Below are 22,956 nucleotides of genomic sequence, written 5' to 3'. Positions count from 1 at the left end.
GAGCTGCGGGGGCAGCAGGTTCCTAGGGCAGGAGTTCGCTGAGGTCCTGGACCACCAGGGTGGCTCCGGCATCGAGCAGCGCCTGCCGGCCTGCGCCGCGGTCCACTCCGATCACCGAGTGGAAAAATCCTGCCTCGCCGGCCTGGACGCCGGAGACCGCATCCTCAACCACCACGCACTCCTCACTGGGCAGGTCCAGCAGGCGGGCGGCGTACTGGTAGGTGGCAGGGCTGGGCTTCCCGGGGAGCCCTTCCCTTGCTGCCACCAGACCGTCTACCACCACTGGGAAGTGGACATCGAGTCCGGCGGCGGCCAGGACCGCGGGCGCGTTGCGGGAGGAGGAAACGACGGCGACCTTCAGGCCGCGTTCGAGGGCGGCTTCGAGGAAGCGGACAGAGCCCTCGAAGGGTTCGACGCCGGAGCTGACGATGTCGTTGAAGATCCCGTTCTTGCGGTTGCCCAGGCCCTGGACCGTGGTGTTGGCGGGGTCGTCATCAGTGGGGCCTTCGGGAAGCACGATCCCGCGCGAGGCCAGGAAGTCACGCACGCCGTCGAAGCGCGGCTTGCCGTCGATGTGGTCGAAGTAGTCGCTTTCGGTGTAACCGGGAACTTCCGGCTGCGCGGCGAGGTAGCCCTCGAACAGCTCCTGCCACGCCTGCTCGTGTACGGTGGCCGTCGGCGTCAGCACCCCATCGAGGTCGAAGAGGATGGCGCCGGCACCGGTCCATGCGGAGAGCGCCGTGGCCGCATGGTCTGTTCTTGTCTTTTCAGTCATCAGAGGGTTGTCCTTTCAGGACGGCGGGCAGCCTCGAAGAGGGGATGCTGTGGAGTGTGGAGGCCTCGACGCCCAAAACAATCTGCAGGCCGGCTGTGCGTCGCCTGCGGGGGAACGCGGCGGTCTCGGGCCCTGCTGATCGTTGTTACCCCTACTATTGTGGACACCATATGCGTCTTGGGACAAGCCGGGCGGAACGCGCTGCGGCCGGGACAGCCAGCCCGGAACGTTGTCCGGCTGCAGTAAATAGTCCGCACCGCGCTGATCTCCTTGTCCGCCCAGCTCAAGGGCCGCTACAACGGCCGAAGACGAGTGTAAGCGCTTACAAATTTGGCTGGCAACTGTTTTTTCCTAACCTGTGGACAAGGTGCACTTCGCCGCTGTGGCACCGAAGCTAGCCGCGGGCGGGACCGTTTTGCCGAAGCACGTAGTGGCGGAGGAACACACTGACGTCCACCATCTCCGTCCTGGACATCGCATGGCCCATGCCGGGGTAGGTCCTGGCCGTGAGCAGGGTGTGCTGCTGGAGCCACTCCTCGGTGTACGCGATGGCATCTTCGTTGATGACCAGATCGGCCTTGTCTCGCCCCCAGAAGAAGGGCGGCCTGGTATCGAAGGACTCGGTGAGGGACAGCAGTTCATTCTGCAGGACAAAGCCGGAAAGGCCCACAACAGCCTCGTAGTCCTTGGGGTGCAGGCGCAGGAGCGTGCTTGCCATCGCCATGCCCTGCGAGTATCCCAGCAGGCTCACGCTGCTGTGCTGGCCCTTGACGCTGTTGATCCAGCCCTGGACGGAGCTTGCGGCCTTGATGACGTCGGCAAAGTCGTTGGCCAGGAAGTAATCCAGCAGGAACCAGCCCCAGCTGTCGCCGACAGGCATGGGGGCCCGCAGCGCGGCACACGCGAATTCCCCGGGCAGGTATTCGAAAAGGCGGACCATGCGGGACTCGTCCGTTCCGTAGCCGTGCATCATCACCAGCAAGGGAGTACCTGCCCGCTCGCCCTCAGGCTTGGACCATACAACTGTTTCCATCAGTTCAGCCTAGCCAGCAGTGGCACCCCGGAAGTTGAGCCGTGCCGGCTTGAGGTCCATCAGGAACAGAAACAAGAGCCCCATCCTCCACAGGCGTTACACATCTGAAACGCGCAGGGACGTTGCAAAGCGTTGATCAAGGCCCCCCTGAGCTGTAGCGTGGCGAGCAACAGACAGCATGCTTAGTATCTGTTTTGGGCTAAGACAACGCCCGTCCTCGACCAGAAGGAGCAAGACATGAGAATCGGATCCTCCATTTTCCTTATCGCCCTCGGCGCCATCCTCGCCTGGGCGGTTGCTCCAGGTTTGATCCCCGCCGTCGACCAGGTCCTCGTCGGGTACATCCTGATGGCCGTGGGCGTCATTGGCCTCATCGCTTCCCTCATCCTGGCCTCGCCCGGCCGCAGCCGCCGCGTCAGCGAAACGCGCTCGGTAGTGGATCCGAACACGGGCGAACGCATCACCCGCAACGAAAGCCGGGACGGCGGGCTGTAGCCGCCGCGAGCATTCCGCCGGAAGTCCTGGCAGGAAAAATACATGAACCCGAAGAGCCGGGCCGGACCAGAGTGTTCCGGCCCGGCTTTCCCGTTATGGGCGGGCAAACGGCGGCAATTTTGTTTCATGTGGGTTTCCATTGACAAACCAACACAGGCAAAGATAAAGTCAAGTAACCCAACATCATGTGATGCCAGTCACGCAGCCGCACCGGTCTGGACCGCCAGGAGCAAAGCTGCAGCACCAGGACCACCAGCAGCCGCACCAAACAGCCTTACGCAACGGAGGGTATGTGTTCGCCGAGGAGCGCCAGCAGAAGATTGCCGAGCTTGTGGCCGGCAGCGGCCGGGTCAGTGTGACCCTCCTGGCAGAGCGCTTCCGCATCACCACCGAAACCGTCCGCCGTGATCTTGCCGCCCTTGAAAACGCTGGAACCGTCCGTCGGGTCCATGGCGGAGCTGTTGCGGCAGACCGGTTCAGCACCACCGAGGAGAGTGTCAACGAGCGTGCCATCCAGCGGCCGGACCAAAAGAGCCGGATTGCCGAAGCCGCCCTCGCCCTGATTCCCCGCAACTCCGCAGGCAGCGTCCTGATCGACGGCGGCACCACCACCGAGGTGCTGGCGGACATGCTCTCGCGCCGTGCAGCCACCGACCCTTCCGGCGACACGGAGCCGCGGGAGCTCGTGGCCATCACCCACGCCGTTCCCATCGCCGGCAAACTCTCCAACGTGCCCGGGATCGCCCTGGATGTACTGGGCGGGCGCGTCCGGGGAATCACCCAGGTTGCCGTGGGCCAAGCAACCGTGGAGGCCGCCGGCCGGCTCCGTCCGGACATTGCCTTCATCGGCACCAACGGCATCCATGCCAGTTTTGGCCTCAGCACGCCTGATCCCGAGGAAGCCGCCGTCAAGGCCGCTTTCGTCCATTCGGCCCGCCGCATCGTGGTGCTGGCCGATTCCTCCAAGCTGGACACGGAAACCCTGGTCCAGTTCGCCTCACTGAAAGACCTGGACACCTTGATCACAGACAGCGAACCCGGCCCGGAACTGGCAGCAGCTTTGGAAGAAGCCGGCGTTGACGTGGTGATCGCATGATCGTCACCTTCACGGCCAACCCCAGCCTGGACCGTACCGTCGCACTGCCCGGCCCCCTGGAACGCGGCGAAGTGCAGCGCGCCGTTTCCGTCAGCCAGGAGTCAGGCGGCAAGGGCGTCAACGTTTCGCGCGCCCTGGTGGCCTCGGGCCTGGAATCTGTGGCGGTCCTCCCCGGAGCGGACAGCGATCCCGTGCTTGCCGGCCTACGTGAAAGCGGGGTGCCCTTCGTTTCCCTCCCCATCGGCGAACCGCTGCGGACCAACGTGGCCCTCACCGAACCCGGCGGTGTGACCACCAAGATTAATGAACCTGGCCCAGAACTGGACGAAAACCAGCAGGAAGCCCTCATCAAACTGCTGTTGGAGAGCTCCCGCGGCGCCACCTGGGTAGTCCTTGCGGGATCGCTTCCGCCTGGTTTCCCTGCCGATTTTTACGCAACGGTCACCCAGCGGTTGCGTTCTTCCGCCGATGGCGCTGCCCCACGCATCGCCGTCGACTCGTCCGGCCAGCCCCTCGCCGCCTCCCTTACGGGCGGCGCGGAGGGCATGCCGGACCTCCTCAAGCCCAACGCCGAAGAACTGGCGGAACTGGCTGCCGCAGCCGGATTCGCCTCCCCGGCCACCGCTGACGAACTGGAAGCGGACCCGGCTGCCGCCGCAGCAGCAGCCGCCGCCGTCGTACGTTCCGGTGTGGGTGCTGTGCTGGCAACTCTCGGATCCAAGGGAGCTGTCCTGGTAACGGCCGACGGCGCGTGGCTGGCCACGCACCCGCCGGTCGCCGCAGTCAGCACGGTGGGCGCGGGCGATTCTGCGCTGGCCGGCTACCTGCTCGCCCACGGCCAGGGTGCCGCCCCGGCCGACTGCCTTCGCCAGGCGGTGGCCCACGGTGCCGCCGCCGCCTCCCTGCCGGGTTCCACTGTCCCGGCAGTCCACCAAACCACCCCGGATGCCGTAACCATCACGGCCCTTCGAAAGGATTGACAGTGACCCAGCTCATCACCACGGAACTGGTCGAGCTCGACCAGAACCTGGGCAACTCCCCCGAGACGGTGATCCGGCACCTGGCAGGCAAAGTAGCTGCCACCGGACGCGCATCAGAAGTCAAAGGCCTCTTCGCCGATGCCTGGGCCCGCGAGCAGAAGACCGCCACGGGCATCCCCGGCGGCATCGCCATCCCGCACTGCCGGTCGGCCGCTGTCACCGAGCCCACCCTGGCCATGGCCCGCCTCAACCCCAAAGTGGACTTCGGCGCCAAGGATGGTCCTGCCGACCTGATCTTCTTCATCGCGGCACCGGACGGAGCAGACCAGGCGCACCTGAAGCTGCTCTCCAAGCTCGCCCGCTCCCTTATCAAGAAGGACTTCACCGCAGCCCTGCGCGCCGCCTCATCCCGCGAGGACATCGTGGAACTGGTGGACGGCGCACTGGCTGACAAGCCGGCCGCGCATGCAGCAACAGCCCCCGCCGATGCCGCCGCTTCCTCCGGCGCAGGTTTCGGCACCCTGAACGCAACCGGCCAGTCCGGAGCGTCGGCAGTAGCTGCCTCAGGCGACGGCGCCGGCCACGCCGGTCCCAAGCGCCTCGTCGCCGTCACGGCCTGCCCCACGGGCATCGCACACACCTACATGGCGGCCGACTCCCTCGTCGCCGCTGCCCAGGAAGCGGGCGTTGACCTGCAGGTGGAAACCCAGGGTTCCTCCGGCGCCAAGCCGCTGGACCCCGCCGTTATCGCCGCGGCCGACGCCGTCATCTTCGCCGTGGACGTGGACGTACGCGGCAAGGAACGCTTCGCCGGCAAACCGGTCATCAACGCTCCGGTCAAACGCGGCATCGATGAGCCCGCGAAGATGGTCCAGGAAGCACTGGCCGCCGCGGACAACCCGAACGCCCGCCGCGTCCCGCACTTTGGTGCCGAGGAACAGGCCGAGCACGACGCCGAGGAAAAGGGCGAGCACATCGGCCAGAAACTGAAGAGGGCACTCCTCACCGGCGTCAGCTACATGATCCCGTTCGTCGCCGGCGGCGGCCTCCTGATCGCCCTCGGCTTCCTCCTGGCGGGATTCGACATTGCACTGGGCACGAAAGCCAATGACATATTGGCGGCCAACACCCTCTTCAACCTTCCCGACGGAAACCTGGCGCTGTATTTGGGCACGGTTCTGTTCAAGATCGGCGCGCTTTCCATGGGATTCCTGGTCCCCGCATTGGCAGGCTACATCGCCTACGCCATCGCGGACCGTCCTGGCATCGCACCCGGCTTTGTCGCCGGCGCGGTTGCCGGCTTCATGGGCGCCGGCTTCCTCGGCGGCATCGTGGGTGGTTTGCTGGCCGGTTACATCGCCCACGTGATCGGCAGTTGGAGCGTCCCGCGGTGGTTGCGCGGCCTAATGCCCGTCGTCATCATCCCGCTGCTCGCCTCCATCGTCGCTTCCGGTGCCATGTTCCTGTTCCTGGGTGGCCCCATCGCCGGCCTGACGCTGGCCCTCAACGGCTGGCTGTCCGGCATGACCGGCGCATCCGCCGTCGTCCTGGGAATCATCCTCGGCCTGATGATGTGCTTCGACCTCGGCGGCCCGGTCAACAAGGTGGCCTACGCCTTCGCTGTCGCAGGCCTTGGCGCGGGCAGCGCTACCAACCAGGCGCCATGGCAGATCATGGCCACCGTTATGGCCGCCGGCATGGTGCCGCCGCTGGCCATGGCCCTGGCCACCGTCCTGGACAAGCGGCTCTTCAGCCTGGCCGAGCGCGAAAACGGCAAGGCCGCCTGGCTGCTGGGTGCCTCCTTCATCTCCGAAGGTGCCATCCCGTTCGCCGCTGCCGACCCGCTGCGCGTGATCCCCGCGAGCATGGTGGGCGGTGCCCTCACCGGCGCACTGTGCATGGCCTTCAACGTCACCTCCCAGGCACCCCACGGCGGCATGTTCGTGTTCTTCGCCATCGGCAACTTCCTGATGTTTGTGATCGCCATCATTGCCGGAACCATCGTCAGTGCCCTCGCCGTGGTGGCACTCAAGCGCTGGGCAGCCCCCAAGTCCGCTGCTACGGTGGAAACCGTTCCCGCCACGGTCTGACCGGCCACCACCACCATCACCACCCTGGCACTGGACCAACAGCCAGCCGCAAGACAAAGGAGCAACAATGCCAGAACGCACCGCAACCGTCGCCAGCCGAGTAGGCCTGCATGCCCGTCCCGCCGCCATCTTCGCTGAGGCAGCCGGCGAGTTCGACCTCGACATCACCATTGCCCGCGAGGGCGAACCGGCGGACGAGGCCATGGATGCCGCCAGCATCCTGTCCCTCATGAGCCTGGGCGCCTCCCACGGCGACGTGGTGGTCCTGCGGGCCGAAGGGGATGGCGCCGACCACGCCCTGGACCGCCTGGTGCAGATCCTCGAAACGGACCACGACGCCGAGTAGCTGCCAAGGTTGTCAAGGCAGCGGCCGCCGTCGGGCCTTCCTCACAGGGAAGCGCACGACGGCGGCCGTCGCGTTTAACGGGCATGCCACCCCAAGTGGGCAGCAGCAACTGCCGTTATGGGCGCTCGAAACGCCACTTACTGCTACCCGGTTGGGCAGACCCTACTTGGCCTTCCTGGCCGTGAGCAGCAGGTACTCCCACTCCATCTGGAACGGTGTATCACCGTGGGCGTCCCCGAAGGAATCAGCCAATTCAGTGAGCGCCTGGTCCAGCGCTTTGACCTTCTCCCCGTCCGCGGCGATGAATTTGTAGACGGAGATGGTGGGGCCATAGTGGGACTTGAAGTAGCGGACGAAATCCTCAGGCCGGTGGAAGCTCCGGACGGCCAGTGCCTGTTTGCGGGCGTGGACATCGGTAACCCTGTCCCCCAGCAGTCCGCGCACGTGATCCTCACTCCCCCACAGCGGCGCGGGCTGGGCACCGGCCGGGGGCGGCGGGGCAAACGGCTTCATGGTGGCGAACATCCTGCCGATGAACCCGTCCGGGGTCCAGCTCAGAAGTCCGATGGTGCCGCCGGGCTTGCAGACCCGCACCAGCTCGTCCGCTGCTGCCTGGTGGTGGGGCGCGAACATGGCCCCGAGACAGGACATGACAGTGTCGAACTCGTCGTCGCCAAAAGGCAGGGCCTCGGCGTCGGCTTCCTGCCACTCCAGGCTTACCCCACGGTTGGCTGCTTCCCGGCGACCTGCCTCGAACAGCTCAGGCGTGAGGTCACTGGCAACCACTTTGGCGCCCATCATTGCCGCCGGGATTGCGGCGTTTCCTGACCCGGCGGCCACATCCAGGACCCGCTGCCGGGAGGTGACGCCGCAGGCCTCCACCAGGATGGCACCGAGTTCAAGGAGCATTTCATCAGCAAGGGCGGGATAGTCACCGGAGGCCCACATCGCCCGGTGTTTCTGTTTGAGCTCCCGGTCCGCCTCCGCTGCCTGCGTCTGGTCGTTCATATCCGCATCCCTCTCCTACGGCCGTTCAGAGTGACAGCGCGCTGTTGGCACAGCGGAGGCTGCGATGCGACTCATTGTGGGCGCGCGGGACGCTGCTGTAAAGAGGTATGGCTACCGGAAAGCAAGCAAGCTTAGTAGTTTCATGTACATGGCATTACTCAACAGGCCACGCAACAGGCGCCGCACGTCAGGCCGGCTTGCGGGCCCTGGTACCGGTTGCCTTGCCGGCGGTGGCCTTCGAGGCAGGCTTGGCAGCGGTTTTGCCCGCCGTGGTCTTGCTGGCGGTCGACTTTGCAGCTGTGGTCTTGCTGGCCGTGGACTTGGCCGTGCTTGTTTTTGCGGTACCGGTCTTGGCGCCCGTGGACTTTGCCGTGCCGGACTTGCTGGCAGTGGACTTACTGGCAGTGGACTTTGCCTCCGTCTCCGTGCCGGCCTCGGCTTTGCTGGCCGTGCTCCGCTTCCGCGGCGGCTTCGCGTTCCCTGCTTCGTCGCCGGATTCCCCGGCCGCTTTCTGGTCCGAACCGCTGGCCGGGGCTTCAGACCCGCCCCCGCGCTTCCGGTCCAGGCTCCGCTTCAGTGCCTCCATCAGGTCGATGACTTCGCCCTTGCCGCCCTCGCCGGCTTCCACGCCAAACGTTTCTTCGGTGTCCAGCGCATCGCCCTGCTCCAGCTTGGCCTCAATGAGCTGGCGGAGCTGGATCTGGTAATCGTCAGTGAAGGCGGCGGGATCGAAATCGGCGGCCATGGACTCCACCAGGGCAGCGGACATGTCGCGCTCCTGCGGAGAGATTTTGATGGATGTCTCAAGGGACGGGAAGTTGGCCTCACGCACCTCGTCCGGCCACAGGAGGGACTGGAGCACCAGGACGTCGTCCTTGATCCGCAGGGCACCCAGGCGCGTCTTCTCGCGCAGCGCGAACTGGACGATGGCCACCCGGTCCGTGTCCTCAAGCGCGCTGCGCAGCAGCACGTAGGCCTTGGGCGACTTGGAATCCGGCTCCAGGTAATAGCTCTTCTCAAACATCATGGGCTCAAGCTGCTCGGACGGGACGAACTGCACCACTTCGATCTCGTGGCTGTTCTCCGCGGGGATGGCCTTGAGCTCATCCTTGGACAGGATCACCGTCCGGCCGTCTTCCTCGTAGGCCTTCTCGATGTCCGAATAATCAATGACCTGGCTGCACACCTCGCACCGGCGCTGGTAGCGGATCCGCCCGCCGTCGGCGTTGTGGACCTGGTGCAGACTGATGTCATGATCCTCAGTGGCGCTGTAGACCTTCACGGGCACGTTGACCAGGCCGAACGCGATGGCACCTTTCCAGATGGCTCTCATTCCTCAAGTGAACATCACGCAGCGCCGGAGGTGAAGCCCCGTGGCAGGAGCTAAGGAGCGTGTCCGGGTCGCGGGACGCGAACTGACCCTCACCAACCTGGACAAAATCATCTATCCGGAGACCGGCACCACCAAGGCGGACGTCCTGGCGTACTACGCCGCGGTGGGGCAGGTCCTGATCCCGGCTGCAGCCAACCGGCCGGCCACCAGGAAGCGGTGGGTCAACACGGTGGGCACCGCAGAGAAGCCTGGCGAGGTGTTCTTCCAGAAGAACCTCGAGGACTCCGCTCCGGGCTGGCTGCCCCGCGCCGCGATCACCCACAAAGACCGGACCATCTACTACCCCATGGTCAACGACCCCGCCACGCTCGCCTGGTTCGGCCAGATCAACTCGCTGGAAATCCACGTTCCGCAATGGCAGGTGGACTCCCACGGTAACCAGTTGAACCCGGATCGGCTGGTCCTGGATTTGGATCCCGGCGAGGGTGCGGGTCTCGAGGAATGCGTGGAAGTGGCGCTCCTGGCCCGCTCAATTCTCCAGGACGTTGGTTTGGATACGGTGCCGGTGACCAGCGGCAGCAAGGGCATCCACCTCTACGCCGCCCTGGACCGGAGCCAGACCTCCGAGCAGGTTTCGGCCTTCGCCCGCGAGCTCGCGCGGGCCCTCGAGTCCGACCATCCGGACCTGGCCGTCAGTGACATGAAAAAGACGCTCCGCAAGGGCAAGGTGCTGGTGGACTGGAGCCAGAACAACGCTGCCAAGACCACCATCGTGCCCTATTCACTGCGGGGCCGGCCCACCCCCATGGTGGCGGCACCCCGCACCTGGGACGAGATTGGCACTCCGGGCCTGAGGCACCTGGACTACAAGGAGGTGCTGCGGCGGGTGCAGGAGGGCCTGGACCCGTTCGCCGCCGTCGTCCAAGCTTCTGGACAGCCGCCCCACGACCCGGCAGAACCTGAACCGGAAAGCCAGGACGCAAATCCCAAACTGGCAAAGTACCGGTCCATGCGCAATCCCCAAGCCACTCCGGAGCCCTTCAGCGGCGCAGCCGGCAGTGGCGACGCCTTCGTCATCCAGGAGCACCACGCCAGCCGGCTCCACTTCGACCTCCGACTGGAACACGAGGGCGTCCTGGTGTCCTGGGCGCTCCCCAAGGGCGTCCCGGAAACAGGCGGGAAGAACCACCTGGCCGTCCAGACCGAGGACCACCCGATGGATTACCTCACCTTCCACGGAACCATTCCCAAGGGTGAATATGGCGCCGGCGAGATGACCATCTGGGACACCGGAACGTATGAACTGCACAAGTGGATCAACGGCAGGGAAGTCATCGTCACCCTGAATGGCTCCGAGGGCGGCGGACTGGGCGGCAGCAAGAAGGTTGCCCTGATTCACACCGGGCGCGGGCAGGGCAAGGACGCTGAAGGGCAGTGGCTCATCCACCTCATGGACAAGGAGCACCACAGCGGACGACGGCGGCCCGCACCGGTGCGGACCGAGGAGGACAAGGAGCCGCGCGGGGAAGAGGCACCCAAGGAGACAGTGCCCGCTGCAACAGTGCCTGCGGGGAAAGTGTCAGCGGCACCGGCAGCGCACAGCACGGTGGCCTCCCCCGAGGATTATCGGCCAATGATGGCCACCCCCGGCGATGCAGCAGATCTGCAGGGCAGCAGCTGGCAGTATGAGCTCAAGTGGGACGGGGTGCGCGCCATCCTGGTAGCAGACGAGGAAACGGTGCGGATCTTCAGCCGCAACGGCATCGACGTCACCAGGACGTATCCGGAGTTTGCGGACCGGATCTGCTGGCCGGACCGGCCGTTCGTGGCGGACGGTGAGATCATCGCTGCCGGGCCTTCCGGGAGGCCGGATTTCGGACTCCTCCAGGGCCGGATGAAGCTCACCCGGCCCGCCGACGTCGCAAGGGCCCGAAAGGCTATTCCCGTGCAGCTGATGCTTTTCGACCTGCTGAACGACGGCGGAACAGACCTTCGGAAGCTAACGCTCGCCAAGCGCCGGCAACGGCTGGAGGAATTCTTCACCCCGTCCGGCTGCCCGGCAGCCCTTTCGCCGGTTTTGGAGGAGCAGGTGGAGGACATCCTGGACAGCGCCCGGGAACTGGGGCTGGAGGGGGTGATGGCCAAACGGACGGACAGCCGCTATGTGAGCGGGCAGCGGACGCGGACCTGGATCAAGCTGAAGGTGGAACAGACCCAGGAGGTGGTGGTGGGCGGGTGGCGCCCGGGCAAGGGCGGCCGACAGGACACCGTGGGCTCGCTGCTTGTGGGCATTCCGGACGGCAGCAAGCTGCAGTACGCCGGACGCGTCGGCAGCGGATTCAGCGGCCGGGAACTCGAGGAACTGCGCCAGACCGTGGAACGGCTGGCCCGGAAAACCTCACCGTTCCTGGACGTTCCACGGCCGGACGCGGCAGATGCGCAGTGGGTGGCACCCCAACTGGTGGGCGAGGTGACCTACAGCGAGTGGACCGGGACGGGACGGTTGCGGCACCCAGTATGGCGCGGGTGGCGGCTGGACAAGGACCCGGCGGAGGTTGTGCGCGAGCGCTGAACAAGGGGCCGGGCGACGCGCAAACAATCCATCGACGCGCAAATTACCCGGCGCCCACCAAATTGTGGGGTCGCCGGGTAATTTGCGTGTCGCTGGTGATTTTCGGCGTCACCATCGTGGCGGCCGCCCCCGCAGGTTTAGGACGAATGCGGCATCTGGGGCCGGCTGGTGCGGTGCACTGCCGTTACTGCGGCTTCATGGCCCATACGCCCGGCGCCGGCCCTGTGCTCCTTCGGGTGCCGGCGCTTGCCGTTGCCCTCAGGCCAGGAGTTCTGCCGTGGCATTCCGGCTGAGCCGATGGGGGCGGGACCTGGAAGGTCCGGGTTGTTCATTGCCGCTGCGAGGTGATCCATCACCTCGGGTTTTATGGAGGATCTGGGGTGTTCGTCAGCCATTTTTTCTTCCTTTCCGCGATGAAACGAAGTACTGCGAAGGGCGGCCGGAGGCCTTGAGGTGCTGAGAACGCCAGCGGTTTTCTTGCTGCGGGCGCGCGTGAATCCGGACTGATTTGCGGTAGTGCAGGTGGGGGTCCGGCGGCCGGACTGACCTGGCGCACGCGTCCGGCTAGCCGAAAAGTGTTCCCATGGCTCAACCATAGGCGCCGGGCCGCTACCTGTGAAACCCTTGGACGTGAAGGCGGCGCAGGTCACCGAGCATGCTGACGAGGCCCGGCCACAAAAGCATGATCAACAACGCGCGACGGCCGCCGCCCGCCGGGTCCCACCGCACAACTTCCCGCTGGCTTTCCTGGGTGGCCGCAATTACTTTCAGGACCGGATTCCCCGGAAATCGCAGCTAAGACAGCCCGGTCAGGAAAAAGATTCGGTAACGATCGTCACAACCCGCTTAAATCCAGTAAAGACGCGGGAAAAGCGGGAAAAACCACCAGCAATCAGGGCATGGAAACAGCGACAAAACGACTGATCCTACGCCATCAAACCCGCGAACGCTACGGAATTCCCGTAAAATTGAAGGCCTGCCCGGAGCGGGGCAGCTACAAGTCGCAAGCAAATGACCTCCACAGGAGTGGCCCAAATGCCCACAGACCGAAGCGTGACCGACGCTTCCGCAGGCCTTACCAGCGCCTCCGGAACCAACCTAACCGCACCCCCGGGTGCACCTTCGTCGGCTCTTCCCAAGAGCCCACGGAAGCCAAAACTGCTCGCCCGCCGCCGGCTCAGGGAGTCGGACGTCAACGTGGTTGACCAGCCCATGCTGAAAAAAGCCCTGGGCGGAACCATCGTGGGCAACACCATGGAGTGGTACGACGTGGGCGTCTTCGGCTACCTCATCACCACCATGGGGCCCGTCTTCCTCCCGGAATCCGACCCCACCACCCAGACGCTGTTCCTGCTCGGCACCTTTGCCGCCACCTTCATCGCCCGGCCCCTGGGTGGCGTGGTCTTCGGCTGGATGGGCGACAAGATGGGCCGGCAGAAGATCCTCGCCGCCACGCTGATGCTGATGGCCGCGAGCACCTTCGCCATCGGACTCCTTCCCGGCTACGCCCAGATCGGCCTGTGGGCGGCAGGCCTGCTGGTGCTGCTGAAGATTGTCCAGGGCTTCTCCACCGGCGGTGAATACGCCGGCGCCACCACCTTTGTCAGCGAGTACGCGCCGGATAAGCGGCGCGGCTTCTTCGCCAGCTTCCTGGACATGGGCAGCTACTTCGGTTTCGCCCTCGGCGCGGCCCTGGTGTCCGTGCTGCAGCTGACGCTCGGCCAGACCGCCATGGAGGAATGGGGCTGGCGGATTCCGTTCCTGCTTGCCGGTCCACTGGGCCTGATCGCCGTTTACTTCCGGAGCAGGATTGAGGAGTCCCCGCAGTTCCAGGCCACCCTGGATGCCCAGGAGGACCTGGCGAAGCACGCCGCCGCCTCCGACGAAGCAGCGGTTAAGGGCCCAGCGGGAATTGTCAAGGCATACTGGCGGTCTATCATCGTTGCCATGATCCTGGTGGCCGCAGCGAACACTGCCGGCTACGCCCTGACGTCCTACATGCCCACCTACCTCACCGAGTCAAAGGGCTATGACGAGGTCCACGGCACCCTGCTGACCATCCCCGTGCTGGTGGTCATGAGCCTCTGCATCCCGCTGACCGGCAAGCTGTCCGATAGGATCGGCCGCCGGCCCGTCCTGTGGATCGGCGCGCTGAGCACCGTGATCCTTGCCATCCCGGCCTTCCTGCTGATCGGCATTGGTGAAATCTGGTCCACCTTGGCCGGCCTGGCCCTGATCGCGTTCCCGGTGACCTTCTACGTGGCCAACCTGGCGTCCGCCCTCCCGGCCCAGTTCCCCACTTCCAGCCGCTACGGGGCAATGGGCATCGCCTACAACTTCTCCGTGGCAATCTTCGGCGGCACCACGCCTTTCATCGTGGCAGCCCTCATTAACGCCACGGGCAACGACATGATGCCCGCGTACTACCTGATGGCCACATCCCTGGTGGGTGCCGTGGCCATCTACTTCCTGAAGGAATCAGCCCGGCGCCCGCTGCCCGGATCCATGCCCAGCGTGGACACCCAGGCGGAGGCCCGGGAGCTTGTTGCCACCCAGGACGAGAATCCGCTGATCAACCTGGACGAGCTCCCGTTCGAGTCCCAGGACATCACTGATCGTCGGGACGATGATAAGGTTCCTGCCCGCGTCTGACGGTGGTTCTGCCCAGAGCCTCCGGTCCCGGGCATGCCTTGTAGCCCACGCTCACAGAAGGCCCGTCCGGCGTGTTTCCTTGGGGGAAGCACGCAGGGCGGGCCTTTGGCGCGCCGGTCATCATGACGATCCATGTCCTGTGGCCGCTTGCGGAAATGACCGCCGGAAAAACCGGTGGTAACTTCCAGGAAGCCAGTCCTGGAAGCGGCAAAAGGTGGTGTGGGCATGGAACGCGTCCTCCTGCAGGTGCGAGCGCTCCACAGGCTGGAACCTGCCAACAATGACCACCTCGCAGCGCTGCGCGTTGCCCTCAGCGTCGCGGTTCCCTCGCTCCTGCTCCTGGCTGCGGACCGGACAGACCTCATCATCTACGCCGTGTTCGGCGCCCTGACCGGAATGTACGGCCGCTCGGAGCCGCACCAGCTCAGGCTCCGGCACCAGTCCCAGGCCGCCGTCGTCCTGCTGGGCGGCCTGGCGGTTGGGGTGTTCCTGTCCGTCAACCATCTCCATTCCTGGTGGCTGGTAGGAGTGGAGGCGGTGCTGGCAGGCGTGGGATCTGTGTTCGCGGACCGTGTGCGGCTCAAGCCGAACGGGCCGTTCTTCGGAATCCTCGCACTGGGAGCCTGCGCCTCGGTGCCCACCGTGGTTCCGTGGCAGGTGGCCATTGCCATCGCCGCAGGAGCCGCCGCTTTTTCCGTCCTGGTGGGCTTCGCCGGGTGGATCCGCAGCAGGTCCTGGCAAAAGGGCTCCGTCCGCGTCGTTCCTCACGATGGGGCCGCCGGGTGCCGGGCGTTGCTGATGCACGCCGCCCGGTACACCCTGGCTGTGGGTACCGCCGGGAGTATCGGGGTGCTGTCCGGCAGCGGCCATCCGCACTGGGCCATGGCGGCTGCCGCGGTGCCGCTGGCCGGCGCCGACCTTCCCAGCAGCGTCCGCCGCGGCATCCACCGCATGGTGGGAACGTTCCTCGGGTTGGCGGTGACCGCCGTCGTCATCCTTCCAGGTGCATGGTCGCTGGCCGGGCTGTTCCCCGGGCAGCAGGCAATGACCATGGCGCTCCTGGTGGTCCTCTTCCAGTTCACCACCGAGCTGTTTATGGCCCGCCACTACGGACTGGCCATGGTTTCCTTTACGCTGGTGATCCTGCTGATGACCCAGCTTGCCGCACCCATCGACCCCGGAGTCCTGATCCTGGAGCGCGGCGTGGAGACCCTGGTGGGTGCGCTGGTGGGAATTGCCGTGGTGGTGCTCCTCCGGCGGTCCGGCTCGCGCTCGTCCCGCCAGCTGCTGGGGCGTGCTCCCCTACTGCGGCTTCCGCGGCGGCCCCGCCACTAGCTTTGCCGGTGCGACCCGGGCGAAGGCCGCCACCACCTTGTACCGTTTGGAGGGTATGGACACTGCCTTCCCGCGGGCATTGTCCTCCAGGCCCTCCCGCACCACCCGCTCAGCGTGCAGCCAGGCCCACGAGGGCGCCACGGACTTGTCCATCCCCATCCGGTCGTGGAACTCCGTGTGCGTAAAGCCCGGACAGACCGCCGTGACCTTGATGCCCCGTTTCCCGTAGGCCAGATTGGCCCAGCGGCTGAAGCTCACCAGCCACGCCTTGGCCGCCGAGTATGTGCCGCGGGGCAGGAACGCTGCGATGCTGGCAACGTTGATGATCCGGCCCTGGCCGCGCTCCAGCATCCCCTTCAGGGCAGCGTGCGTGAGCTCCATGGCTGTCTCCCCGTGCAGCTTGAGGTGCTTTTTCTCCTCCGAAATGTGGTTGTCCTCGAAGTTGTGCAGCAGCCCGATTCCGGCGTTGTTGACCAGGATGTCCACCGGCCGCCGGGGATCTGACAGGCGTTCGACGACGGCGGCAACGCCGGCATCATCGGTCAGGTCCGCGGGCAGCACCTCGGCCGTGATGCCGTAGCGGCGCGCCAGCTCCGCCGCTTCATCCTCGAGGCGTGCCCGGTTCCGGGCCACCAGCACCAGGTTGCAGCCCTGGGCAGCGAGCTGGCGGGAGAACTGGGAGCCCAGCCCTGCGCTGGCGCCGGTAACGAGGGCAGTGTGTCCGGCAGTATTTGGCGTCATCCTGCAAGCCTAGCCACCCATGAGCTTCCTTTCCCGGGTCCACGCAAACCCCGCCAGCTGCGGATGCTGCGCCTGTCCTTGATGGCCGCAGCAGCTGGGCTCCAGAACTGGTGCCCGCTAGGGTGGGCATACGGCGGCCACGGGGCGGCATTCCATCAGGGGGAAGCATGGATCAGGGACAAGCAGGCGTGACCGGGTTTCGGGAAGTTGACCAGGACGGAAATCCCATCAGCGAAGACCGGACTGATTACGGGGAAACGAGCGGCAGCGGCAATGGCATTGCCGTCAATCCATTCATTGCCGCACTGTGGCTCCTGGCCGCCCTGCTCATCGGCGGAGGCGGCTGGATTTTCATCAACGCAGACCTCATGGTGGGGCCGGCGGCAAACGGGATGCCGGCGCCTTTCCTGCTGTTTACCCTTGCCCCGTACTTGATGTTCGCCGGCTTCGCCGCGCTCATCTGCCTGCTGTTCTGGCACGCCCTGCAGTGGCAGGGCCGGCGCGGATAGGCAAGGCGCTCAAGGCTCCCGCCAGCGCATCGATGGCGCCCTCCGGTAGTTTGAGTGTGCCCTGCGCCACACGCCGATTTGCCCGACCATTAGTAAGCATGCTTAGGTATTGGGGTAAATGAACCTCCGCAAGCAGTTCGCGGCGGGACCGCCAACGCCGGCAGTTCCGTGAAGAAGCCCAAGGATGACCATCATGACCACCGCAACAAACCACCAGCTTATGGCACCTGGGGAGCCCGACGAGGCATGGGCAGAAACTTCTCTGAGCGGCACGTTGCCCGCAGACATGGGGCTGCTGCTCACCCTCAACTCCCGCATGCACTGCCGGGCCCCCATGCAGCTGGTGGATCCCGAGGAACTGCCGGTCCGGCAGCCTGTCTACGTGGACGGAACAACCGTGCTCCCGGTGAGTGTCGGCGCGGGGTCCGAGCATGTGCAAACCTACCGCTGCGCGTGCGGTTTCACCATTGATGCTCCAGTCCTGGCGGAGCACGCCCTCGCCAGCTGACCCGGACCACCTAACGTGACCAACTGACCGAGGCCAGCGCCGGCAACCGCGCCGGCGCTGTAAGCCCTACCGGGCCGGGATCGCTGTGGTCCCGGCCCTTGCCAACTCCACAGCCTGCCGGGTGTCTTCCAACACCAAATCAGCGTTGATGGCCGCGGCCGCTTTCAGTCCGGCGGCAGCCGCCGTCATGACCTGGGCCGAGACATCGGTTGCATTGCCCGCGGCCCACACTCCCGGGCACTGCGTCAAGCCGCTCTCATCGGTCTGAAGGCGGGTGCCCGGACCCTCCTCGAGGTCTTCCGGCTCCAGCCCCAGGGTCTGCAGCATGTTCGCCTTGCTCACCGTTGCGGGACTGACTGCCAGCACATCCAGCGCCACCCCGGAGCCGTCGTCGAGGGAAACCCCTGTCAGCCTGTCGTCCTGAACCACCAGCCCGCGAACCACGCCATCCACCACTTTGACGGACCGTGCTTCCAGCTGTTCGGCTTCTCCAGGGCTCAGGGTCACCGCGCCGTTAAGCAGGAGCGTGACGTCCGGGCTCCACTGGCGGAACGTCAAAGCCTGGAGGACTGCATGGGAACCAGCAGCCAGCAGGCCCACCCGCTGGTTCCGTATTTCCCAGCCATGGCAGTAGGGGCAGTACAGCACATCCCGGCCCCAGCGCTCAGCCACTCCCGGCAGGTCCGGAAGCTCATCAGTGACTCCGGACGTGATCAGCAGCCGCCTGGCCGTGCAGGTGGAACCGTCGTCGAGCGTGAGCACGAAGTGGCCGTCCTCCCGCCGTGCGGACTTCACCAAACCCGTCACGGCTGTCCCGCCGAACTCCGCCAGTTCGTCCCGCCCGGCAGCGAGGAGCTCCTGGGGACTCACTCCTTCACGGCTAAGGAAACCATGCACGCCTTGTGCCTTCAGGTTCCGCTGCCCGCCGGCGTCTATCACCAGGACCGACCGCAAGGCCCTGGCCAGGGCCACCCCTGCGCTAAGTCCCGCCGGTCCGCCGCCAATGACAGCCACGTCAAACAGTTGTTCCTGGTAATTCATCCGGGATGTCCTTCCGGGAGTGCGCTCCATGCAAAGAGCCTGCGCTTGTCGACAGCGTGTGCCCACTGCAGGACTGCGCTCAGAAGGAGGTACCCGCCCCAGCGGCGCTGTAACGCCCAGGAGGGTTACCCGGTCCGAATGGAAGGATTTCTTTTAAGGAGTTCAGGTGACGGACCCCGATTTTCGGAACGGCTCAGGTGTCCGGCCAGTCCACGCACTGCTCATACACCTCATGCTTGCGGAGGTAACCGGCAATGAACGGGCAATGCGGAATTATCCGTTTCCCGGCGGCCACCACATCGTCCAGCGCAAAATGGGCGAGCACCCTGCCCAGCCCCTGCCCCTCGAATCCTTCGGCAGTCTCGGTATGGGTGAAGTCGATGTGGCCAGGCAGGTCGCGGTAGAAGGACTGGACGGCCAGTTTGTCGCCTACGTGCAGCTCATAGCGGTGCTTCGCATCGTTGCGCCGCACAGAGACATCGGGGGCGAACTTATCCTCAGTGGACATCGTGTTCTCGGTCATGGTTCGACACTGGCACTACTTCACTCCGCTGGCAATGCCCCGGCCCCGCTGCCGTGCCTTGGCCCTGGACTGGACCATGGCCGGGCGACGCCGCGCACCCCGCCCAGCATCACCAGCGCCATCCAGAAGCAGGCGGCTCCGGCCCCCAGCACCGCCAGCGTCAGCCCGTTGACCGCCGCCCCCACCACTGGAATGAAAACAACCACGACGGCGGCAGCCAGCGAAAGCGTGGGCCGACGGCGGGTGGAGAGTGCCGTCGTCGGGCGATCCTCCATGCGGCCAAAGGCCACAACGACGGGCAGCAGCAAAAGGGCCAGTGCCAGCAGGACCAGGGGTCTTGCCCACCACCACTCTGCGGTTCCGGAAGCGGGCTTGGGGATGGATGTGAGAAGAAGCAGCCCCGACATGCCCGCCAGCAGGGGAAGGTGCCACAGGTAGATCGTCAGTGAGCGGCCGCCGGCCAGCCGGAGCAGCACCCGGAGCCAGTGGAGGGAACAGAGCGGAGAAAGTGCCGGCCGGGCGAGTTCGAGCAGGGCCGCCTGCGAGATTCCCAGGAGCAGGAGGGTCAGGTTGGGCGGATTGAGGTTCACCAGCATATTGCCTGAGTAAAGGTCCAAGGCCACGACGAGGCCGAGCAGTAGATTGGCAGCCAGGATGACTGCCAGCAGGCTCGAGCGGGAGAGCCTGGCGAAGCGGCCGTCGGCAGCAAGGAAACCCAGCTGCTGCACCGCGCACCACAGGAAGACCAGGTTGGCATAGGCAAGCAAAGGCAGGGTCCCCCGAAGGCAATCGACAACAACCACCAGGGCCGAGAGCACTCCCATTGCGAGCCAGGGGCTCCGGGCGTGGAAGGCGGCCAGGAGCGGGATGTTCAGCTGGGCTGTGAGGTACGCTGCGAGGAACCAGAGCGGCATGGCGGCTCCGGACGCCATCAGCTGGACCACCTGGGGGTGCACGCCCAGTACGCTGGCCGCCCAGAGTCCGAGGAACATGGCAGCCAGCAGCGCGGCGGCCGGACGGACCAGCCGAAGCAGCCGGGCGTGGAGGAACTGCGTCGCGGTGCTGCCGCGGGACCTGAGCCGCTGCCAGGACTGCAGGCCGGTGACTCCGCCCGTCACGAAGAACAGCGGCATGACCATGAACACCCAGATGACGGGCTCGAACCAGCCCTGATCCCCCAGCGTGTTCTGCGTAGTCACCGTGCCGTCCGGATGCAGGACGGGGCTCACCATCATGGAGTGCCCCACCACCACCAGTACCAGGCAGATGAACCGGACAAGGTCCAGGACCGGGTCACGGCTGCCTGCCGTGCCGGACTGCGGGCTGGTCCCCTGCTCCCTCACGCCGCTCACCTTGGCACCTACCGAAAAGGTTTTTCCTGCTGACAGGACTATTGTCCGCCCGATGCCCGTAACCGGTTGCGGTGTTTGTCCAGATATGTAGGCCAAACAGCGCTTGAGTTCGGCATATCTGGACAAAGGGTCCTTTACTTTTTGTTGTGCCTACCGGGACAGCGTCGCCAGGGTAGCGGTCGCGAACCCGCGGGCTGCGCTGTTCCAGTGGCCCAGCAGCGACTGCAGGTTTTCGCCGTCGGCCCGGTGCGCCGGAAGCTGTTCCTGCAGCGCGGCCAGCACGCCGGTGCGCAGCTCGGTGTTGAAGTTGACCTTGCCCACGTTCATGGACGCGGCCTTCACCAGCTCCTCAGCGGGGATGCCGGAGGCACCGTGCAGGACCAGCGGAAGGTGCGTGCGCACCGCGATGTCCTGCAGCACGTCCCAGCGCAGCTGCGGCTCGCCCTTGTACTTGCCGTGGACGTTCCCGACGGCGACGGCCAGCAGCTGCGCGCGGGTGCGGGCCACGAAGTCCTCCACCAGGGCGGAGTCCGTCAGGCCGGCCACGGCTGCCCCTGGCGGGTCAGTGCCGGGGACGTCCGTGCCGAAGGCGCGGTCTTCGTCTCCTGGCAGTCCGCCCAGTTCCGCTTCCAGCACGACGTCGGGACCCAGCAGTGCGCGCGCCGAGGCGACGAGCGCAATGTTGTCCTCGTAAGGAAGGGACGAGCCGTCGGCGAGGACGGAATCCGCCCCGGCCGCAACGGCGTCGGCCATTACTTGCAGGTCAGATGCGTGGTCCAGCTGCACCGCGACGGGCACCGAGGCCGTATCCGCAAGGCCGCGGAGCGCTGCGATGAGGCGCAGGCCGTTGGGGGTGGCGGCGGTCTTGGGTGCTACCAGCAGGATGACGCCACGGCTTGATTCCTCGGCAGCGTCCACTACGGCCAGCGCAGTGGTGAAGTCGTAGCAGGTGAATGCGGGGACCGCGGACCCGTGCTGAAGGGCTGAGGTGACCAGGTGGTCCAGTCGGGTGCGCATCAGACGCCCAGGCCTCCCACCAGGGCCCAGACCAGGAGCGTCAGCGCGAAGCCGGCCAGGCCCAGGACGGTGGTGAGGACGGTCCAGGTCTTTAGGCCATCGGCCACCGACAGGCCGAGGTAGCGGGTGACAATCCAGAAGCCGGAGTCGTTCACGTGGCTGAGGCCGAAGGCACCGAAGCCGATGGCGATGAGGATCAGCGCGGTCTGGATCGGTGAGTACCCGCTGTCGGCCACCGACGCCGCGAGCAGGCCGGCCGTGGTGATGATCGCGACGGTGGCGGAACCCTGGGAGGCACGCAGGATGGCAGCCAGGACGAAGGCCATCACGATGACCGGAAGGCCAGCGGTCTGCAGGCCCTCGGCGAGCGCCTTGCCAATGCCGGATACCGTGAGCACCTTACCGAAGACGCCGCCGGCGCCGGTGACCAGGATTACGATGGCGGTGGGGGCCAGCGCCGAGTCCATGACTTCACCGGTGTGCTGCGAGGACCAGCCGCGCCGGATACCCAGGAAGTAGTAGGCGAGCCCAAGTGCTGTGAGAAGTGCGATGAGCGGTGCGCCGATGAAGGCCGCGAGCTGGGCGGGGAATGAATCCTTGGGCAGGATTACTGCGCCCACGGTGCCCACCATGATCATCAGGATCGGCAGGACGATCAGGGTAATGATCATTGCCGGGCTGGGCGCGGTCTTGACCTGGTTCTTGACGGCAACCTGGGAGGTCCCCTGGGCGGCTTCCTGTTCCACCTGAGAGTTGCCGGTTCCGAACAGGCGAAACTGCTCGGCGGTGGCGGGGAGCATCGGGAATTCGCGGCGGTTCAGCTTGCGGGCGACGAAGTAACCGAGGACCCCGACGGGAATACAAAGAACCAGGCCCAGGATGGTGGTCCAGCCGATGTCTGCACCGAGGATGCCGGCGCCGCCCACGACACCGGGGTGCGGGGGAACGACGACGTGGATTGCGAGCATGATGGCGCCCACCGGCAGGCCGATCTTAACGGGGTTGACGCCGGCGGCCTTGGCGAAGCCGTAGATGATGGGGATCAGGATGATGAATCCGACGTCAAAGAACACCGGGATTGCCAGCAGGAAAGCGGCAGCGGTGAGGGCGGCGATCACCCGGCGGGGACCGAGCAGTTGGGTGAACTTGCCGGCAAGCGACTGCGCGCCGCCGGAAATCTCGATCATCTTGCCCAGCATGGCGCCCAGGCCAACCAGGATGGCAACGGAACCGAGGGTTCCGCCCATGCCTTCAGTCACCGTCTTGATGACGTCCGGCAAGGGGATGCCCGCCACCAGCGCAACGGTGACGCTGACCACGAGCAGTGCGAGGAAGGCGGGGATCTTGAATTTGATGACGGCCACAAGCAGCAGGGCGACGCCCGCCGCTGCTATGGCAAGAAGAGCTAATGCGCTCATCGTGTGTCTCCTTTGACGTTGCTGGCTAAGCGTAGCGAGCTGGTTTTCATGAGGGGAATGCGCGTTGGGGGAACGCTGAGAGGTACGGCGACGGCGGAGGGGGGACCGCCGCCGTCGTACCTGTCCTGAGGA

General features: G+C 65.8%; 22 protein-coding genes. 11 read left to right on the top strand and 11 right to left on the bottom strand.

Annotated features, from left to right (window positions below; translation table 11 throughout):
* Nucleotides 1-22: 22 nt before the first annotated feature.
* A complete protein-coding gene (locus tag FDW81_RS02915) occupies nt 23-775 on the bottom strand; it encodes an HAD family phosphatase (protein ID WP_138132606.1) in 753 nt (250 codons plus the stop codon).
* A 394-nt stretch (nt 776-1,169) separates the two neighbouring features.
* A complete protein-coding gene (locus FDW81_RS02910) occupies nt 1,170-1,808 on the bottom strand; it encodes an alpha/beta hydrolase (protein WP_138132605.1) in 639 nt (212 codons plus the stop codon).
* A gap of 237 nt (nt 1,809-2,045) precedes the next feature.
* Between FDW81_RS02910 and FDW81_RS02905 the strand changes: the two genes are divergently transcribed.
* The 5 genes from FDW81_RS02905 (at nt 2,046) to FDW81_RS02885 (ending at nt 6,815) form a co-directional block, all read left to right on the top strand.
* A complete protein-coding gene (locus FDW81_RS02905) occupies nt 2,046-2,303 on the top strand; it encodes a DUF6458 family protein (RefSeq protein WP_138132604.1) in 258 nt (85 codons plus the stop codon).
* Between the two features lie 292 nt (nt 2,304-2,595).
* On the top strand, nt 2,596-3,399 hold the full coding sequence (locus tag FDW81_RS02900; protein WP_138132647.1) for a DeoR/GlpR family DNA-binding transcription regulator: 804 nt from the start codon (nt 2,596-2,598) through the stop codon (nt 3,397-3,399).
* Complete coding sequence (locus FDW81_RS02895; RefSeq protein ID WP_138132603.1) at nt 3,396-4,379, top strand: 1-phosphofructokinase family hexose kinase; 984 nt, start codon at nt 3,396-3,398, stop codon at nt 4,377-4,379. The genes FDW81_RS02900 and FDW81_RS02895 overlap by 4 nt, the downstream gene beginning before the upstream one ends.
* 2 nt (nt 4,380-4,381) lie before the next feature.
* Entirely contained in the window at nt 4,382-6,469 is a 2,088-nt protein-coding gene (locus FDW81_RS02890) for a fructose-specific PTS transporter subunit EIIC (protein ID WP_138132602.1), read from the top strand.
* Between the two features lie 67 nt (nt 6,470-6,536).
* Nucleotides 6,537-6,815, top strand: a complete 279-nt coding sequence (locus tag FDW81_RS02885; RefSeq protein ID WP_138132601.1) for an HPr family phosphocarrier protein — start codon at nt 6,537-6,539, stop codon at nt 6,813-6,815.
* A 162-nt stretch (nt 6,816-6,977) separates the two neighbouring features.
* Here FDW81_RS02885 and FDW81_RS02880 read toward each other — a convergent pair whose 3' ends face one another.
* Both FDW81_RS02880 and FDW81_RS02875 read right to left on the bottom strand, forming a co-directional pair.
* Complete coding sequence (locus FDW81_RS02880; RefSeq protein WP_138132600.1) at nt 6,978-7,823, bottom strand: class I SAM-dependent methyltransferase; 846 nt, start codon at nt 7,821-7,823, stop codon at nt 6,978-6,980.
* 187 nt (nt 7,824-8,010) lie between these two features.
* A complete protein-coding gene (locus FDW81_RS02875) occupies nt 8,011-9,156 on the bottom strand; it encodes a Ku protein (RefSeq protein WP_138132599.1) in 1,146 nt (381 codons plus the stop codon).
* A 40-nt stretch (nt 9,157-9,196) separates the two neighbouring features.
* Here FDW81_RS02875 and FDW81_RS02870 point away from each other — a divergent pair, with 40 nt between their 5' ends.
* Nucleotides 9,197-11,728, top strand: a complete 2,532-nt coding sequence (locus tag FDW81_RS02870) for an ATP-dependent DNA ligase (RefSeq protein WP_138132598.1) — start codon at nt 9,197-9,199, stop codon at nt 11,726-11,728.
* Nucleotides 11,729-11,865: 137 nt separating this feature from the next.
* Here the strand turns inward: FDW81_RS02870 and FDW81_RS02865 are convergent, their stop codons facing one another.
* Nucleotides 11,866-12,123, bottom strand: a complete 258-nt coding sequence (locus tag FDW81_RS02865; protein WP_138132597.1) for a hypothetical protein — start codon at nt 12,121-12,123, stop codon at nt 11,866-11,868.
* A 220-nt stretch (nt 12,124-12,343) separates the two neighbouring features.
* Here FDW81_RS02865 and FDW81_RS02860 point away from each other — a divergent pair, with 220 nt between their 5' ends.
* The 3 genes from FDW81_RS02860 (at nt 12,344) to FDW81_RS02850 (ending at nt 15,715) form a co-directional block, all read left to right on the top strand.
* Nucleotides 12,344-12,652, top strand: coding sequence for a hypothetical protein (locus FDW81_RS02860; protein WP_138132596.1), 309 nt, complete (start codon nt 12,344-12,346; stop codon nt 12,650-12,652).
* Between the two features lie 111 nt (nt 12,653-12,763).
* Nucleotides 12,764-14,380 carry an MFS transporter gene (locus FDW81_RS02855; protein WP_138132595.1) on the top strand — a complete coding sequence of 539 codons (1,617 nt, stop codon included), beginning with the start codon at nt 12,764-12,766 and terminating at the stop codon, nt 14,378-14,380.
* Nucleotides 14,381-14,605: 225 nt separating this feature from the next.
* Nucleotides 14,606-15,715 (top strand): FUSC family protein, encoded by a 1,110-nt coding sequence (locus FDW81_RS02850; RefSeq protein ID WP_138132594.1) that lies wholly within the window; start codon nt 14,606-14,608, stop codon nt 15,713-15,715.
* On the opposite strand, the gene FDW81_RS02845 is transcribed toward FDW81_RS02850, so the two are convergent.
* On the bottom strand, nt 15,683-16,456 hold the full coding sequence (locus tag FDW81_RS02845; RefSeq protein ID WP_138132593.1) for an SDR family oxidoreductase: 774 nt from the start codon (nt 16,454-16,456) through the stop codon (nt 15,683-15,685). The genes FDW81_RS02850 and FDW81_RS02845 overlap by 33 nt on opposite strands.
* A 167-nt stretch (nt 16,457-16,623) precedes the next feature.
* Here FDW81_RS02845 and FDW81_RS02840 point away from each other — a divergent pair, with 167 nt between their 5' ends.
* Nucleotides 16,624-16,965: a hypothetical protein gene (locus FDW81_RS02840; RefSeq protein WP_138132592.1), complete on the top strand. Its 342-nt coding sequence runs from the start codon at nt 16,624-16,626 to the stop codon at nt 16,963-16,965.
* Nucleotides 16,966-17,158: 193 nt separating this feature from the next.
* The gene (locus tag FDW81_RS02835; RefSeq protein ID WP_138132591.1) at nt 17,159-17,473 is read left to right on the top strand and encodes a hypothetical protein; all 315 of its coding nucleotides are present in this window, start codon (nt 17,159-17,161) and stop codon (nt 17,471-17,473) included.
* A gap of 66 nt (nt 17,474-17,539) precedes the next feature.
* On the opposite strand, the gene FDW81_RS02830 is transcribed toward FDW81_RS02835, so the two are convergent.
* The 5 genes from FDW81_RS02830 to FDW81_RS02810 all read right to left on the bottom strand — a co-directional run bounded on the left by FDW81_RS02830 (nt 17,540) and on the right by FDW81_RS02810 (nt 22,824).
* Nucleotides 17,540-18,514: an NAD(P)/FAD-dependent oxidoreductase gene (locus tag FDW81_RS02830; protein ID WP_138132590.1), complete on the bottom strand. Its 975-nt coding sequence runs from the start codon at nt 18,512-18,514 to the stop codon at nt 17,540-17,542.
* Between the two features lie 193 nt (nt 18,515-18,707).
* On the bottom strand, nt 18,708-19,037 hold the full coding sequence (locus FDW81_RS02825) for a GNAT family N-acetyltransferase (protein WP_138132589.1): 330 nt from the start codon (nt 19,035-19,037) through the stop codon (nt 18,708-18,710).
* A 20-nt stretch (nt 19,038-19,057) separates the two neighbouring features.
* A complete protein-coding gene (locus FDW81_RS02820) occupies nt 19,058-20,380 on the bottom strand; it encodes an acyltransferase (protein ID WP_138132588.1) in 1,323 nt (440 codons plus the stop codon).
* Between the two features lie 159 nt (nt 20,381-20,539).
* The gene (locus tag FDW81_RS02815) at nt 20,540-21,406 is read right to left on the bottom strand and encodes a class II fructose-bisphosphate aldolase (protein ID WP_138132587.1); all 867 of its coding nucleotides are present in this window, start codon (nt 21,404-21,406) and stop codon (nt 20,540-20,542) included.
* A complete protein-coding gene (locus FDW81_RS02810) occupies nt 21,406-22,824 on the bottom strand; it encodes a GntP family transporter (protein WP_138132586.1) in 1,419 nt (472 codons plus the stop codon). The genes FDW81_RS02815 and FDW81_RS02810 overlap by 1 nt, the downstream gene beginning before the upstream one ends.
* Nucleotides 22,825-22,956: the final 132 nt, after the last annotated feature.

The organism is Pseudarthrobacter sp. NamB4, assembly GCF_005796185.1.
GTDB lineage: Bacteria > Actinomycetota > Actinomycetes > Actinomycetales > Micrococcaceae > Arthrobacter.
The sequence above is the reverse complement of the archived record's forward strand: the minus strand, read 5'-3'. Positions and strand labels throughout refer to the sequence as shown.